Consider the following 15567-nt stretch of genomic DNA (forward strand, 5'->3'; position numbering starts at 1 on the left):
GTTGCTCATTTCACATTCAACTGCCTAAACATTAATCGAATATAGCCAACTCTAGATTGGGAGAACGTTTGCTTTATGCGACTATGTACGGCAGGAAGATTTAAACAGCTACAAGGAGGTCTTGTGAACAAGGCCATTGAAATTAAGAAACTTGGACAGCTTGAAGTGCTAACGGCTTCCGTCCCTTATACTCAAGACCCGACTCGCTTGTTCCACACACTATGTGAGAACAAAACTGACAGCCTATTGCTGGAATCTGCTGAGATCGATTCAAAGCAAAATTTAAAATCCCTGCTGATCGTAGATTCAGCGGTTCGCATTGTTTGCTTCGGCCATACCGTTAGCATGCACGCCTTGACCAACAACGGTAAAAACCTACTGTCTCACCTAAACCAGAACATCCGTGGTGATGTAGAGAGTAAGTTCGATGGCGAAACGCTAACTTTGGAATTTAGCCAGCCATGCGGCACGTTAGATGAAGACTCTCGCCTACGTGAAGCCTCTTCTTTCGATGCGCTGCGTTTGGTTCAGCATAGTTTTGATATTTCACAGCAAGACAAACACGCGATTTTCCTTGGTGGTCTGTTTGCCTACGACTTAGTCGCAAATTTCGAGCCGCTTGGGAATGCAGAAGCAACAAATCAGTGTCCAGATTACGTTTTCTACGTCGCGGAAACACTGCTTGTTGTCGACCATCAAACGGAATCTTGCCAGCTTCAAGCGACGTTGTTTGTTGATGGTTCAGAGAAAACAGCGTTAGAGACTCGTATTGCAGAAGTCAGCGCTCAGTGTGCAGCGCCAAAACTACTGCCAAGCGCAAAACAAATCGCTGACGTAACGGTAGAACCTAGCGTATCTGATGCAGACTTCTGCCAAACTGTTCGCGACTTAAAAGAGTTCGTAGTGAAAGGCGATGTATTCCAAGTTGTACCATCTCGCCGATTCACTCTACCTTGCCCTTCTCCACTGGCAGCTTACAAAGAACTAAAACAAAGTAACCCGAGCCCTTATATGTTCTACATGCAAGATGAGCTGTTCACTCTGTTTGGCGCATCACCAGAAAGCGCGCTTAAGTACGAAACCGACACTAACCAAATTGAAATCTACCCAATCGCAGGCACTCGTCGCCGCGGTAAGCGCCCTAACGGCGAGATTGATTTCGACCTAGATAGCCGCATCGAACTTGAACTGCGTACCGACATGAAAGAAAACGCAGAACACATGATGCTGGTTGACTTAGCACGTAACGACGTCGCTCGTATTGCTCAAGCTGGCACTCGCCACGTAGCAGACCTTCTAAAAGTCGACCGCTACAGCCACGTAATGCACTTGGTATCTCGTGTGGTTGGTCAACTGCGTGAAGACCTAGACGCGCTGCACGCATATCAAGCATGTATGAACATGGGCACACTCACTGGTGCACCAAAGATTCGTGCAATGCAGTTGATTCGCGACGTAGAAGGCGCACGACGCGGTAGCTACGGCGGTGCTGTGGGCTACCTTACCGGCGAAGGAACATTAGATACTTGTATCGTGATCCGCTCAGCGTACGTTGAGAACGGCATTGCTCAAGTTCAAGCTGGTGCTGGCGTGGTGTTCGACTCTGACCCGCAAGCGGAAGCAGACGAAACGCGCAGCAAAGCACAAGCGGTAATCTCTGCTATCCAAGCAGCGCATAAGTCACAATAAGGAATAGGGTTCAGAGATGGCTAATATCATTTTTATCGACAACTTTGACTCGTTCACCTACAACCTTGTGGATCAATTCCGCTCGCTAGGTCACTCAGTCAAGATTTACCGAAACAACATCCCAGCAGAAACCATTGAACAAGCGGTAAACGAGCTTGAAAACCCAGTGGTTCTGCTATCGCCAGGCCCAGGCGCACCGTCAGAGGCAGGCTCAATGCCAGAGCTTATCCAACGCATGAAAGGCAAAGTGCCGATGATCGGGATTTGTCTTGGTCACCAAGCGATTGTTGAAGCATACGGCGGCACCGTTGCTGGCGCAGGCGAAATCATTCACGGTAAGGTCTCTATGATGGAGCACCAAAACCATGCGATTTACCAAAACCTACCATCACCACTTGCGATTGCACGTTACCACTCGCTGGTTGCGACCAAGGTTCCTGAGAGCCTAAACATCACAGCAGAAGTAGATGACTTGGTAATGTCTGTTGTACATGAAGAAGATAAAGTTTGCGGGTTCCAGTTCCACCCGGAATCTATTATGACGACCTACGGAGCAACACTGTTGGCCAATGCCATTGAATGGGCACTTGAAGAACAAACTTCAGCGAACCCACTCACTGCTTAAAAAGCACTTGGCACATAAGAAATTTAGGAGAGGAAATATGGAAGCAATCATCAACCCTATTATTACCAAACTGTACGAGCAAGAATCGCTTACTCAGGAAGAGAGCCAACAGCTATTCGACATCATTATCCGTGGTGAACTAGACCCAATTTTAATGGCATCAGCACTGACTGCACTAAAAATCAAAGGCGAGACACCAGATGAAATTGCGGGCGCAGCGAAAGCACTGCTGGCAAACGCAAACCCATTCCCTCGTCCAGATTACGATTTCGCAGATATCGTAGGTACTGGCGGTGACGGTCACAACACCATCAACATTTCAACCACTGCGGCGTTTGTTGCTGCAGCATGTGGTCTAAAAGTGGCGAAACACGGTAACCGCAGCGTTTCAAGCAAATCGGGTTCTTCTGACCTTCTTGATTCATTTGGTATCAACCTAGCCATGAGCGCAGAAGATACGCGCAAAGCGGTAGACGATATCGGTGTTGCTTTCCTATTTGCACCTCAATACCACGGTGGTGTGCGCCATGCGATGCCAGTGCGTCAAACCATGAAAACACGCACTATCTTTAACATTCTTGGCCCACTGATTAACCCTGCTCGTCCTAACATCGAATTGATGGGCGTTTACAGTGAAGAACTGGTTCGTCCTATCGCAGAAACCATGCTACAAATGGGTATGAAGCGCGCCGCTGTAGTACACGGCAGTGGCTTGGACGAAGTAGCAATTCACGGTGAAACAACCGTTGCCGAGATCAAAGACGGTAAGATCACAGAATACAAACTAACGCCTGCAGACTTCGGTCTAGAAGCGCACCCGCTAGAAGCGATCAAAGGTGGCGATCCTGAAGAAAACAAAGCGATCATTACCAACATTCTGACGGGTAAAGGTACAGACGCGCAATTGGGCGCAGTGGCGGTGAACGTTGCTCTGCTAATGCGCCTATTCGGCCACGAAGATTTAAAAGCCAACACGCAACAAGCGATTGAGGCAATGAATTCAGGCAAGGCGTACCAATTGGTACAACAACTTGCCGCACACGCTTAAGGAATTGAAGAACATGACTGACTTCAACACTCAGCAAGCTGACAACCTGTCTGAACACGTTTCTAAGAAAGAAGCAGAAATGGCAGAAGTACTGGCGAAAATTGTCCGCGACAAATATCAGTGGGTAGCAGACCGTAAGGTGTCTCAACCGCTAAGCACATTTCAGTCTGATTTGCTGCCATCGGACCGCAGCTTCTACGATGCTCTGAGTGGCGAAACGACGGCATTCATCACCGAATGTAAGAAGGCATCTCCTTCTAAAGGTTTGATTCGTGATCACTTCGACTTGGATTACATTGCATCGGTTTATAACAACCATGCTGATGCGATTTCAGTCCTAACAGACGAGAAGTACTTCCAAGGCAACTTTGACTTTCTTCCTCAAGTACGCGGTCAAGTCAAACAACCTGTTCTGTGCAAAGACTTCATGGTAGATACCTACCAAGTTTACCTAGCACGTCATTACAGTGCTGATGCCGTGCTACTGATGCTTTCTGTCCTTAATGACGAAGAGTACAAAGCGCTAGAGGAAGCGGCGCACAGCCTGAACATGGGTATCTTGACCGAAGTCAGCAACGAAGAAGAGCTTCATCGTGCCGTTAAGCTTGGCGCACGCGTTATCGGCATTAATAACCGTAACCTTCGCGACCTAAGTACTGATTTGAATCGTACTAAAGAACTGGCACCGACAATTCGTGAACTGGCTCCTAACGCAACAGTAATCTCCGAATCTGGCATTTATACGCATCAACAAGTTCGTGATTTAGCGGAATACGCAGACGGCTTCTTGATTGGTAGTTCACTGATGGCAGAAGACAACTTAGAACTTGCTGTACGTAAAGTGACCTTAGGCGAAAACAAAGTGTGTGGCTTAACGCATCCAGATGACGCAGCAAAAGCATATCAAGCAGGCGCAGTATTTGGTGGCCTGATTTTTGTCGAGAAGTCGAAGCGTGCGGTCGACCTTGAGGGTGCTCGCTTAACCATGAGCGGTGCTCCACTGAACTATGTAGGCGTTTTCCAAAATCACGATATCGATTTTGTTGCTTCTGTCGTCACCTCTTTGGGTTTAAAAGCGGTGCAACTGCACGGTCAAGAAGACCAAGCTTACGTAAACCAACTCAAAGCCGAACTACCAGCAGCGGTAGAAATTTGGAAAGCTTACGGCGTGACTGATGCCAAGCCAGAACTGCTAGCAGACAACATTGATCGCCATTTATTAGATGCGCAAGTTGGCACTCAAACTGGTGGAACTGGTCAAGTGTTCGACTGGTCACTGATCGGCGACCCAAGTCAAATTATGCTAGCGGGCGGACTGTCGCCAGAAAATGCTCAACAAGCAGCGACACTAGGTTGCTTGGGATTAGATTTAAACTCTGGTGTAGAAAGCGCACCAGGCAAAAAAGATTCACAGAAGTTGCTCGCGGCATTCACTGCTATTCGCAACTACTAAAGCTGGATATCAGCTAAAAAATTTAAAGCTATTCGTAGCGAAAAATACGAGAAGGAATATAACGATGGCAAAACTGAATGCCTACTTTGGCGAATACGGCGGTCAGTACGTTCCGCAAAATCTAGTTCCAGCACTGGAGCAACTAGAGCAAGCGTTTATCGACGCGCAAGAAGATCCAGAATTCCGCAGCGAATTCATGACGCTTCTTCAAGAGTATGCGGGCCGTCCAACGGCTTTGACTCTAACTCGTAACCTAACCAAAGGTACGAAAACCAAACTGTACCTAAAACGTGAAGACCTACTTCACGGTGGCGCGCACAAGACCAACCAAGTGTTGGGTCAAGCGCTACTTGCGAAACGCATGGGCAAAAACGAAATCATCGCTGAAACTGGCGCAGGTCAACACGGTGTTGCAACCGCACTAGCATGTGCACTGCTTGGCCTTAAGTGTCGCGTGTACATGGGTGCAAAAGACGTTGAGCGTCAAAGCCCGAACGTATTCCGTATGAAGCTAATGGGCGCAGAGGTTATTCCTGTCCACTCGGGTTCAGCAACACTTAAAGACGCATGTAACGAAGCGCTGCGTGACTGGTCTGCAACTTATGAAGATGCACACTACCTATTAGGTACAGCGGCAGGTCCTCACCCATTCCCAACAATCGTGCGTGACTTCCAACGCATGATTGGTGAAGAAACGAAGAATCAGATTTTGGCACGTGAAGGTCGTCTTCCTGATGCGGTTATCGCATGTGTGGGCGGTGGTTCAAACGCGATTGGCATGTTTGCTGACTTCATCGAAGAAGAAAGCGTTCGCCTAATTGGTGTTGAGCCAGCAGGTAAAGGTATCGATACTGACCAGCACGGTGCACCACTTAAACATGGTAAAACGGGTATCTTCTTTGGTATGAAAGCTCCATTGATGCAAGATCCAAACGGTCAGGTTGAAGAGTCATACTCTGTCTCTGCTGGTCTTGATTTCCCTTCAGTTGGTCCACAGCACGCACATCTAAACGCAATTGGCCGTGCTGAATATGACAACGTGACGGATGATGAAGCACTAGAAGCATTCCAAGAAATTGCGCGTCACGAAGGCATCATCCCTGCACTTGAATCTTCTCACGCACTGGCTCATGCACTGCGTATGGCTCGTGAGAATCCAGAAAAAGAGCAATTATTGGTCGTTAACCTATCAGGTCGTGGTGACAAAGACATCTTCACCGTACACGCCATCTTAGAAGAAAAAGGAGCAATCTAATGAGCCGTTATGAAAAGATGTTTGAGCGCCTAAACGAAAAGAACCAAGGCGCATTTGTACCGTTCGTAACGGTTTGCGATCCAAACGCCGAGCAGTCTTACAAAATCATGGAAACACTGGTTGAGTCTGGTGCAGATGCCCTTGAACTTGGTATTCCATTCTCAGATCCGCTAGCGGATGGCCCAACCATCCAAGGCGCTAACATTCGCGCGTTAGACTCAGGCGCAACACCAGATATCTGCTTTGAGCAAATTGGTAAGATCCGTGCTAAATACCCAGAGTTACCTATTGGTCTTCTTATGTACGCGAACCTTGTTTACTCTCGTGGTATCGAGAACTTCTATGAGCGTTGTGCAAAAGCAGGTATCGATTCTGTTTTGATTGCAGATGTACCAACTAATGAAAGTGCCGAATTTGTTGCTGCTGCAGAAAAGTTTGGTATTCACCCAATCTTCATCGCACCACCAACGGCAAGTGATGAAACACTGAAGCAAGTATCAGAGTTAGGTGGCGGCTACACTTACCTACTCTCTCGTGCAGGTGTTACTGGCGCAGAAACCAAAGCAAACATGCCTGTAGGTCATATGCTCGATAGACTGAACCAGTTTGATGCGCCACCAGCACTACTTGGTTTTGGCATCTCTGAGCCTGCACAGGTGAAACAAGCACTAGAATCTGGCGCCGCTGGTGCAATTTCTGGTTCAGCCGTGGTAAAAATCATTGAAGCGAACGTTGATCAGCCACAAATTATGCTCGACAAGCTAGGTGAATTCGTTTCTGCAATGAAAGCTGCCACTCAAAAATAATTTCAGTTTGATATGACACAACAACGCCCGCTTAACATTATGTTTAGTGGGCGTTTTCTTACTATCGCGTTTATACCACGTCATTTTTTGTTCAACGCCCGCACTTTCCAAATCTATCTCAAGCAGAGCACTCAAAGAGTGTTAAGCTTGGGTAACTTAACTCACTCAATAAAGCAATGTGCAGTAAGGTTGCTACATGGAAGAAGTCAAAACACTGCTAGCCAAATGTCCTGTACTATCAGGGCTGCCAGATAAAGGGCTTAGTGAAGCAGCGCAAATGACTAAGGTTCGCTGCTTCGACGAAAAAGCACTGATTTGCAATAAAGGTGCGCTTCAATCTTCTCTTATGGTCATAGCTCAAGGTGCAGTGAGAGTGAACTCAATTAGTTCAAAAGGCAAAGAAGTCACACTGATGATTTTCGAAGCTGGTGGCTGGTTTGGAGACAATGTTTTTTCTCCCGGTATGCCTCGTATTTTTGGTGCGACCGCGCATTCTGACGTGACTGTAATGGAGCTTCCTGGAGATAAATTTCGCCAATTACTCGCCAAATACCCTCAAAGTTACCCCACTATACTCGACTTACTTAGCCGCCGCTTGTGGTCTGCTATTTCTGTTATCGAAGATGACGCGATTAGAGGAATTGAAGAACGAGTCGCCAAAAGGTTGCTGCTGCTTGCTGAATACCAACTTAATCAAGCGATCGATACTCGACCATGCGTTGTCAGGGTAACAAGAGAACATATCGCTAACATGATGGGGCTAACTCGTCAGAGTGTACACAAGATACTAAAACGATTAGAAAGTATCGGGATGCTAGAGCTAAACTATGGCTCAGTAACCATTACCAATCCGAAGCGCTTAGAAGAATACTTTAAAAAACTCGAGCAATAGATCCATTCAACAAACGGTAAGTATTGTCTAACGATAGCTAAAAACCTTATGCATCTAATTGGTCAAGAGCACAACACCATTTGCGCTTAGGCAAGTGGCGCTGTGACACAAAGACCATTGAATTGACTAAGCTATATTCAATTCAGATTTCAACTCACGTTTCAAAATCTTTCCTGTCGCACTCATCGGGAGGTGCTCACGAATTTCGACATAACGAGGATATTTAAACGAGGCTAATTGCTCTTTACCCCACTTTTGTAATGAATCGGCGTCAATGTATTCTTTTGGTTTAAGTACAACGTAGGCTTTTATCTCTTCGCCATACTCTTCATTTGGAATCCCTATCACCGCGACCATTGAAACTGCAGGATGAGTCATGAAAACTTCTTCAATTTCTCTGGGATAAACATTAAATCCACCTCGAATGATCAGATCTTTCATTCTATCGACAATAAACAAATTACCTGAACTGTCAAATCGGCCCACATCACCAGTATGGAACCAACCATTTTGTAGTGCAGATTCAGTAACTTCTGGGCGGTCAAGATATCCCTTCATAACATTATGACCACGCACAACAATCTCACCTTCTTCGCCTATCGGTAGTGCATTACCTTCAATATCGATAACTTTTACTTCGACACCTTGAACCGGTTGACCTACCGAGCCTGGTATGCGCTCCTGATCCAAATGATTAAAACATGCAATAGGACTTGTCTCCGACAACCCGTATCCTTCTAAGATCGGCACATTAAATGTTTCTTCAAAGGTTCGAAAGATTTCGGTTGGCAATGACGCACCACCGCTTACTGCAACACGCAATGACGAGGTATCAAATTGATGCTGCACATGAAGCAGACCGATGTACATCGTTGGCACACCAGCAAATATCGTCACCCTATGTTTTTCCACCAGCTCAAGAACATGTTTAGGCTCAAACCTAGGCACTAACACCAATGTTGCCCCGCCCAAAACACTAGCATTTAAGTGGACGGTTTGACCAAATGTATGAAATAAAGGCAAAGTTACTAAGTGAATATCATCGGCCTGGCTGCCCATAATGTTTTGTGCCACCAGAGCGTTCATTATGATGTTCTGCTGAGTCAGCTCAGCGCCTTTTGGTAAGCCTGTCGTCCCTGATGTATACAAAATCACACAAGTATCATCCGCATTACGCGGTATATAATCTGGCAACGGTTGGACATCGGCTATAAACGCATTGAGAGTTATTACACCATTCCAATAGCTTTCATCTTGAGATTGAGTCAGTACGACTATGCCTTCGCATGTATCGACTTGTTCAAAGGCTTTTACACCCTCTTTTGCCATTGGCAGTTCTTTCGTCCCTTCAAAGCAGAAATAAAACTTCGCTTTTGAATCTTCTAAGTGATACTTAATTTCTCGCGCTTTCAAAAGCACATTTAATGGGACTGCAACCGCGCCAGCTTTTTGTATTGCATAATAAACAAACGCGAAAAAAGGAATGTTTGGGCATGAAATCGCAACGCGGTCACCTGGCTTTACGCCTTTATTGATTAAAGACGCTGCGATCTTGCCGGCGATCGCATCAAACTGCGCATAATTTATCTTTTCAGTGCCACATATCAACGCCGTTTTATCTGGTTTACTCGCAGCATTTCTTTGTAACGCAGCAGCAAGATTCATCATAGTCTCTTCACCTCTTACTTGTCTTTCTCGTCTAATCAGCTCAGGAGCATTAACTAAGCAAGTTATCTCTAACACTGGATCGTCAGCATTTGAGTCTCACCAGTCATTACAATTTAACATTATGTTTACAACGCAATTAGAGCCAAGAATGTAAAGCAATTAACATTTCAGAAGGCAAATTAATAAAAGTGTGAGCTTGAAAGAGATGAATTGTTATAAATATCAACCCAAGTCACTAAAAACTCTGACTGCAATAGCAAATACAAAAGCGGTTAAAATTAACAAAAAGAAAACAAATAAAGAAAAATAAACTTGAACAATCCTAAGCGCGACCCTTATAAGAAAAATCAATAGCAAACGTTTGCTATTGAACAAAACTTTATCGTTCGTCAATAAAATATCGATTAATCCATCAATAATACCTTGCTGCATATTGCCAATTGTAAACGATAAGTGTAAAAAGCAAGGCGAGATAATTATCCGTAAATCCATTTATGGTTAGTGGGTAATTTTAGGATTTTACATTTTATTAGCACAGAGGTTATGGAAGTGTTAAAAGAAAAGAGTTTGCTAAACAACATTGGCGTACAAGTCGTAATCGCCATGATCGTGGGCACAGCCGTTGGTGCCATGATGGGTCATGATGCGACAGTGTTCGCTCCTTTAGGTGCTATCTTTATCAACTTAATCAAAATGTTGGTTATTCCTTTGGTCGCTGTCGCCTTGATTTCTGGCGCCGCTGGTCTTGGGAACAGCCAGTCAGCAGGTAAAGTTGGCATCGTCACTCTAGGTTATTTTGGTTTAACATCCGCCCTAGCCGTTGCGCTTGCACTATTTATGGGTGAAGTATTCCAACCAGGCATGGGTATCGACGTCTCTGGCGTTGAAGGCATGTTCTCAGCAGAATACGCTTCAAAAGGTGAACTACCTACTTTCTGGGCAACCATCACTGGTATGATCCCAACCAACGTTTTCCAATCACTAAATGAAGCAAACATCCTACAGATCCTCGTTTTCTGTATGTTCTTTGGTATTGCGATTTCTAAGCAAGCAAAAGAGCGTCGTGAACCAATCATCAATGGTGTTAACTGCATCGTTGACGCAATGGTTTGGATGATCAACAAAGTAATGATCATTGCACCTATCGGTGTATTTGGTCTGATGGCAGAAGCCGTCGGTACGTTCGGTTTTGGTGCGCTAATGGTGGTGTTTAAACTGTTCGTTGTTTACGTTGCCGCCATCCTAATCTTCGGTTTCGTTGTTTACCCAGCAATGGTGCATGTTTTCACGAAGACATCTGCGAAGAAATTCCTGTCTTCAATGAAGAAACCGCAAGCAGTTGCGCTTTCAACAGCGTCTTCTATGGCAACACTGCCTGTTACAATGGACACCTGTGAAAAAGAGCTGGGCGTAAAAAATTCAACTGCATCATTTGTTCTGCCTCTAGGCGCAACGATCAACATGTCAGGTAATGCGATTTACTATGGCTTGGTTGCTATCTTCTTTGCTCAACTGTTCAATATCGATCTAGGCATGGGCGCTTACATTGCAATTATCGTAACGTCTACATTGGGTGCGGTTGGTCAAGCGGGTGTTCCTGGCCCTTCTTTCCTAGTGGTTGCCGTGCTTCTTGCCGCTGGCATTCCAATTGAAGGTCTACCGCTGCTATTCGCTCTTGACCGTATTTTCGATATGATTCGTACAGCACTGAACATCACAGGTGATGCTGCATGTGCAGTTATCGTTGATGCGCTAATTGAAGAAGAAACGGCAGAAGCTGAGCTAAAAAAGCAAGAAGCCTAACCCTTTCTTGAATAGACCAAAAACCGCTCATAATGAGCGGTTTTTTTGTCTTTTCTTGCATTACGTAACTATACAAATAGAAACCGATGGCATAAATTTTTCAAAATGATATAAACCATTACAAAATATAACAAAACGTTAGAGCTAGGTTATATCATGAGTCTTGAGCAATCTTTGGAATATCTCACCAAAATAAATTTGCCGATCGAATCAAAGCAGCAGGCCCTGGTTGACTCAGTTATTCTTACCCTAACGAAACAAAAACGAGATGCTCTTTTTCAACAGGTTGCTCTGTATCGAATAAAACTGCTTAAATCTCTCTTTCCTAAACACGCATCAAAAAGTCTTTCTGCACTATTTGAGTTAATGGATTATCGAGATTTAGTGCAACAGTATCCGACAGGTTTCTCCAAAGAGATTCGTTTACTTGAACAACTTGCCGCAGATTGTTACCCGCATTGGATGGTTTTCTGGTGTCAATGCGAGATCGAAGCAATCAAGCAAAAATATCCTTCAAACGAAGCTGCGATTCCTACTCCGCTTCCGTTTGACGACCACAGCTATACTAGCGTGTTAATTGAAGATATCGCAGATTGCGATCTTGAGGTAATGCTGCCAAATCATGCAGCGTTAATGCCGATTTCCGAAGCGATCACACTGAGTAATCTTGAGCTTTTCGTCCAAACTGAACAATGGTTTGAAATCTTGCCTCTTTTATCACTCTCGCAAAAAGGGCAGCACTTTGCCCTCTTGCTCAAATCGTCATCTTCACCAATCATGGCCTCCTCCGCTTTAGTGCAAAGCTGGCATCAACGAAATAACTGGCTCAGTTACTCACCAAAGTTTAGTAACGAACAATGGCAGTTTTGCTTTCCTAATCATGGGTACAGTGTTCTCAATCAACTGGGTATTTTGGAGTGTCGTGCTCTAACTCATGAGCACACTCTTATTGAGTTTGATGCTCAGTTTCAATCTCGTGTAAAGAACAGTGAAGCGGTTTGCGAAGTACTGCGTCTTACGGTGGGAGGCAACATTCAACAAAAGCTGTATTTTTTGTATCTGGCGCAAAAAACTATGATGAGCGAGCTCTATAAAGCAGGCTATAAGCTCGGCTTTACCATTATTGAGCAAGTATTTATGTTAAATTTCTATCAATCTATTGATTTAAGTGCCTACTTTCACTCAGGATACCGCGACATTAACGGTGACGGTACCAAGACATACCGCGGTTTCTGGAATTTAGGTATGATGGTTGAAGCATTTCAAGACATACAATTTCGCGACTACAAACATTGCGTACGAACAAAAAGAATGGATAAAAAGGTGAATGAGCATGCTTGATGTTCATTTGCACGGTCTCTTTTACCCAAAAGCAATGGCATTGTACGCGACTGTACTAATAGTATTCGCTTGGCTACTGTATTACTGCTATCGCCTAAAACAGAAGAGTGAATCAATCTTAGGCTCGCATCACGCGCCTTACATCGCTTATTCCAGCTGTATCATTGTTTGGATAAGCAGCAACGCCTATTTCCATACCGATTTATTGCCAGAATTAGGCTCTGTTGGTGGTATTTTTATGGCTAAGTTAGCGAACTTAGCGTCTTTTTTCGCCTTTGCGTTTGCATTCTATTTTTCTTGCCAGTTAACCGCAGATGTTAAAAAAACAGCGGTCAAAGTCTGGCAAAAAGTCGTCTTTGTCGCACTAGCAACGTATTCACTGTACATCAACTTAGTGCCGAATCTTACTGTCGAAAATGTCACCATTAGTGGTCCAAGCCAGTTCGTCATTGAATTTGGCCCACATACCTCATATTTTTTCATTAGTTTGCTAGCTTTCGTGGTACTAACGCTGCTTAACTTGATTGCCATGCGCGCTAACAGCAGCAAGCTCACGCTAGCAAAAAGCAACTATATGATCGCTGGCATTTTGGTATTCATGTTATCTACGGCAGTGATACACCTTGGAATGACGTATTTCCTTGGCGACTTCTCCCTAACTTGGTTACCACCAGCACTTTCAATCAGCGAAATGTTGTTTGTGGGCTATGCCCTACTTACCTCTCGCTTCTACAGCGCTAAATATCTCACGTACTTAACGGTAAGCGCGCTCTTAGTCTGCGCCATTTTTGTTCTGCCGCTAGGGGCGATATTTATTCCTATCTCTGAAGATAACCAATGGCTTGTTGCGGTACCTTTATGCGCGCTTATCGGTATCACTTGGCACTTGCTTTTTAAGCGAGTCAGTCGTTTCGCTTCGTATTTTATTTATGGGAAACGACACACTCCCGTTCAGCAAATCCTTGGGTTAGAGGAAGAGTTTAAACGCTCAATAGATGATGCTATGCGTCAGTTGGCATCGTTACTTAACATACCAAACAACAAGCTACAGCTAGTCACTAGCAATTACACAGAAACGTTTTACGAAGAGTACCTGCCGTCAAGCAAGTCAGTTCTCGTGCTAGATGAGTTGTCTGAAGAAATTGATTATGCCTCCTCTTCTAAAGGGTCGATGAGAAAGCTCTACGAGCGCATGCGCTCAAGCAATACTGCGCTCGTTATGCCTCTCTTCGGTCGTGGAAAGTCTGTTACTCACTTACTAATTTCTTCACATAAAATAGATAATAAGCTGTTTTCTAATGAAGAAATCTCAGCTCTGCAAACGTTATTAGTTCGCATCCAGAGCACCATTGAAGCCGATAGAAAGGTACGCCAAAGCCGTGCGCTGGCTAACTCCATTGCACATGAAATGCGTAACCCTCTCGCTCAAGTACAATTACAATTTGAAGCTTTAAAACAGCATATAGAGTCAAACGCCTCACTGGATACGCTAAAAAGAGAAATTGATAAAGGTGAAGCCGCTATACAACGCGGTCGACAACTTATCGATATTATTTTACGAGAAGTTAGCGACAGTTCACCAGAGCATGAGCCTTTAGCTCTCACTTCCATACATAAAGCCATCGACCAAGCAGTAAGCCGTTATGGTTTTGAAAACGATCAAATAATAGAGAGAATTAACCTGCCACAGGCACACGATTTTGTCGCGAAGTTAAATGAGACCCTGTTTAACTTTGTCATTTTCAATTTGATTCGTAACGCTATTTACTATTTTGATTCTTATCCCGACAGTCAAATTGAGATTCGTACCCAGACGGGGGCTTACGAAAACATTCTGATCTTCCGAGATAGTGGGCCAGGTATAGATAGCAGTATCTTACACAAGATATTTGATGACTTTTTCTCGTATCAAAAAAGCGGAGGCAGTGGCTTAGGTTTGGGCTATTGCCAACGTGTTATGCGCTCCTTCGGAGGACGAATAGAGTGCCAGTCTGAATTGAACGAGTTCACAGAATTCTACTTGTATTTCCCAGTCGTACCAAACGCACCAAAACCAGAGACATTAAGAGCACCGGACTTTGATAGCTGGAAAGCAACTGCATCACATTCTGAAAATCATTCAGCTCAACACGTACAAGTATGTAAAGATGCACCAACAGTGCTCATTGTAGATGACAAAGAGGTGCAACGCACCTTGGTACAGATGTATTTAAAAAGATTGGGAGTCAACAGCTTACAAGCAAATAATGGAGCCTCTGCGGTAGAACTATTCCACTCTCACAAGATTGATCTCGTTCTTATGGATGTCCAAATGCCGGTAATGAATGGATTTGACGCCAGCCAGCGGATTAAGCAAATCACATCCTCCGTTCCAATCATTGCCTTATCTGGTGAGTCTGGAGCTAGAGAGTTGGAGCTAATTTCGAAACTCATGGATGACAGGCTCGAAAAGCCCACCACGTTAAATGCACTTCAAGTCGTCATCCAAAGATGGTTACAGAACGAGAATTTTGCACCTTCCAGCACTTTTTAATTTGCAAATATAGAATTGGCACTAGATGTGCATTATTGGAGTAAATCGAATTATCCAGAAGGTCAAGCAGGCTGCAAATGAGTAGCGTATGAGCTTGATAAGGAGATCGCCATGTTACTTCATCGACATACATACTACGGCTTGATTCATCATGGAATCAAAACACTGTTACTTGATCGCTTAGGCCACTATACAGAAGAAGAGTATCATCAATATCTGACCCTGATGACTGGTAAATCCACTTGCTTCACGATGTCTCTCGAAGAGCTAGAAGCAACGGTCGATAACTTACTGCGGGAAGGCTATTTAGAAGATGTAAAAACGCTTATTTCCCAATATCAACGTGTGGCTTAAGGTTTAAAACTCTCAACTCTATTGCCGCTTCACGCGGCAATTTTTATTCCTTCCATTTGCTGTTTCGACGTGGAAGAAGCTTGCGGGCTGTACGATATAC

At 44.5% G+C, this 15567-nt stretch carries 12 protein-coding genes; 11 read left to right on the top strand and 1 reads right to left on the bottom strand.

What is annotated here, in order from left to right:
- Positions 1-123 precede the first annotated feature (123 nt).
- The 7 genes from R7Q48_RS07085 to R7Q48_RS07115 all read left to right on the top strand — a co-directional run bounded on the left by R7Q48_RS07085 (position 124) and on the right by R7Q48_RS07115 (position 7768).
- Positions 124-1689 (top strand): anthranilate synthase component 1, encoded by a 1566-nt coding sequence (locus tag R7Q48_RS07085; RefSeq protein WP_256902917.1) that lies wholly within the window; start codon positions 124-126, stop codon positions 1687-1689.
- A gap of 16 nt (positions 1690-1705) precedes the next feature.
- Positions 1706-2314, top strand: coding sequence for an aminodeoxychorismate/anthranilate synthase component II (locus R7Q48_RS07090; RefSeq protein ID WP_045480888.1), 609 nt, complete (start codon positions 1706-1708; stop codon positions 2312-2314).
- Between the two features lie 37 nt (positions 2315-2351).
- On the top strand, positions 2352-3362 hold the full coding sequence (gene trpD / locus R7Q48_RS07095; protein WP_017635721.1) for an anthranilate phosphoribosyltransferase: 1011 nt from the start codon (positions 2352-2354) through the stop codon (positions 3360-3362).
- 13 nt (positions 3363-3375) lie between these two features.
- Positions 3376-4815, top strand: a complete 1440-nt coding sequence (gene trpCF / locus R7Q48_RS07100) for a bifunctional indole-3-glycerol-phosphate synthase TrpC/phosphoribosylanthranilate isomerase TrpF (protein ID WP_213903921.1) — start codon at positions 3376-3378, stop codon at positions 4813-4815.
- Positions 4816-4879: 64 nt separating this feature from the next.
- Positions 4880-6070, top strand: coding sequence for a tryptophan synthase subunit beta (trpB, locus tag R7Q48_RS07105; protein ID WP_256902918.1), 1191 nt, complete (start codon positions 4880-4882; stop codon positions 6068-6070).
- Entirely contained in the window at positions 6070-6876 is an 807-nt protein-coding gene (gene trpA / locus R7Q48_RS07110; RefSeq protein WP_047103302.1) for a tryptophan synthase subunit alpha, read from the top strand. The genes trpB and trpA overlap by 1 nt, the downstream gene beginning before the upstream one ends.
- Positions 6877-7072: 196 nt before the next feature.
- Positions 7073-7768 (top strand): Crp/Fnr family transcriptional regulator, encoded by a 696-nt coding sequence (locus tag R7Q48_RS07115; RefSeq protein WP_182016734.1) that lies wholly within the window; start codon positions 7073-7075, stop codon positions 7766-7768.
- 126 nt (positions 7769-7894) lie between these two features.
- Here the strand turns inward: R7Q48_RS07115 and R7Q48_RS07120 are convergent, their stop codons facing one another.
- Complete coding sequence (locus tag R7Q48_RS07120; protein WP_213894015.1) at positions 7895-9436, bottom strand: long-chain-fatty-acid--CoA ligase; 1542 nt, start codon at positions 9434-9436, stop codon at positions 7895-7897.
- Between the two features lie 543 nt (positions 9437-9979).
- Here R7Q48_RS07120 and R7Q48_RS07125 point away from each other — a divergent pair.
- The 4 genes from R7Q48_RS07125 to R7Q48_RS07140 all read left to right on the top strand — a co-directional run bounded on the left by R7Q48_RS07125 (position 9980) and on the right by R7Q48_RS07140 (position 15467).
- Entirely contained in the window at positions 9980-11239 is a 1260-nt protein-coding gene (locus R7Q48_RS07125; RefSeq protein ID WP_005376774.1) for a dicarboxylate/amino acid:cation symporter, read from the top strand.
- A 156-nt stretch (positions 11240-11395) separates the two neighbouring features.
- A complete protein-coding gene (locus R7Q48_RS07130; RefSeq protein ID WP_256902919.1) occupies positions 11396-12580 on the top strand; it encodes an acyl-homoserine-lactone synthase in 1185 nt (394 codons plus the stop codon).
- Positions 12573-15113 (top strand): hybrid sensor histidine kinase/response regulator, encoded by a 2541-nt coding sequence (locus R7Q48_RS07135; protein WP_167415321.1) that lies wholly within the window; start codon positions 12573-12575, stop codon positions 15111-15113. The genes R7Q48_RS07130 and R7Q48_RS07135 overlap by 8 nt, the downstream gene beginning before the upstream one ends.
- A 111-nt stretch (positions 15114-15224) precedes the next feature.
- A complete protein-coding gene (locus R7Q48_RS07140) occupies positions 15225-15467 on the top strand; it encodes a hypothetical protein (protein WP_017634694.1) in 243 nt (80 codons plus the stop codon).
- The last annotated feature ends 100 nt before the right edge of the window (positions 15468-15567 follow it).

Source organism: Vibrio sp. 378 (assembly GCF_033339435.1).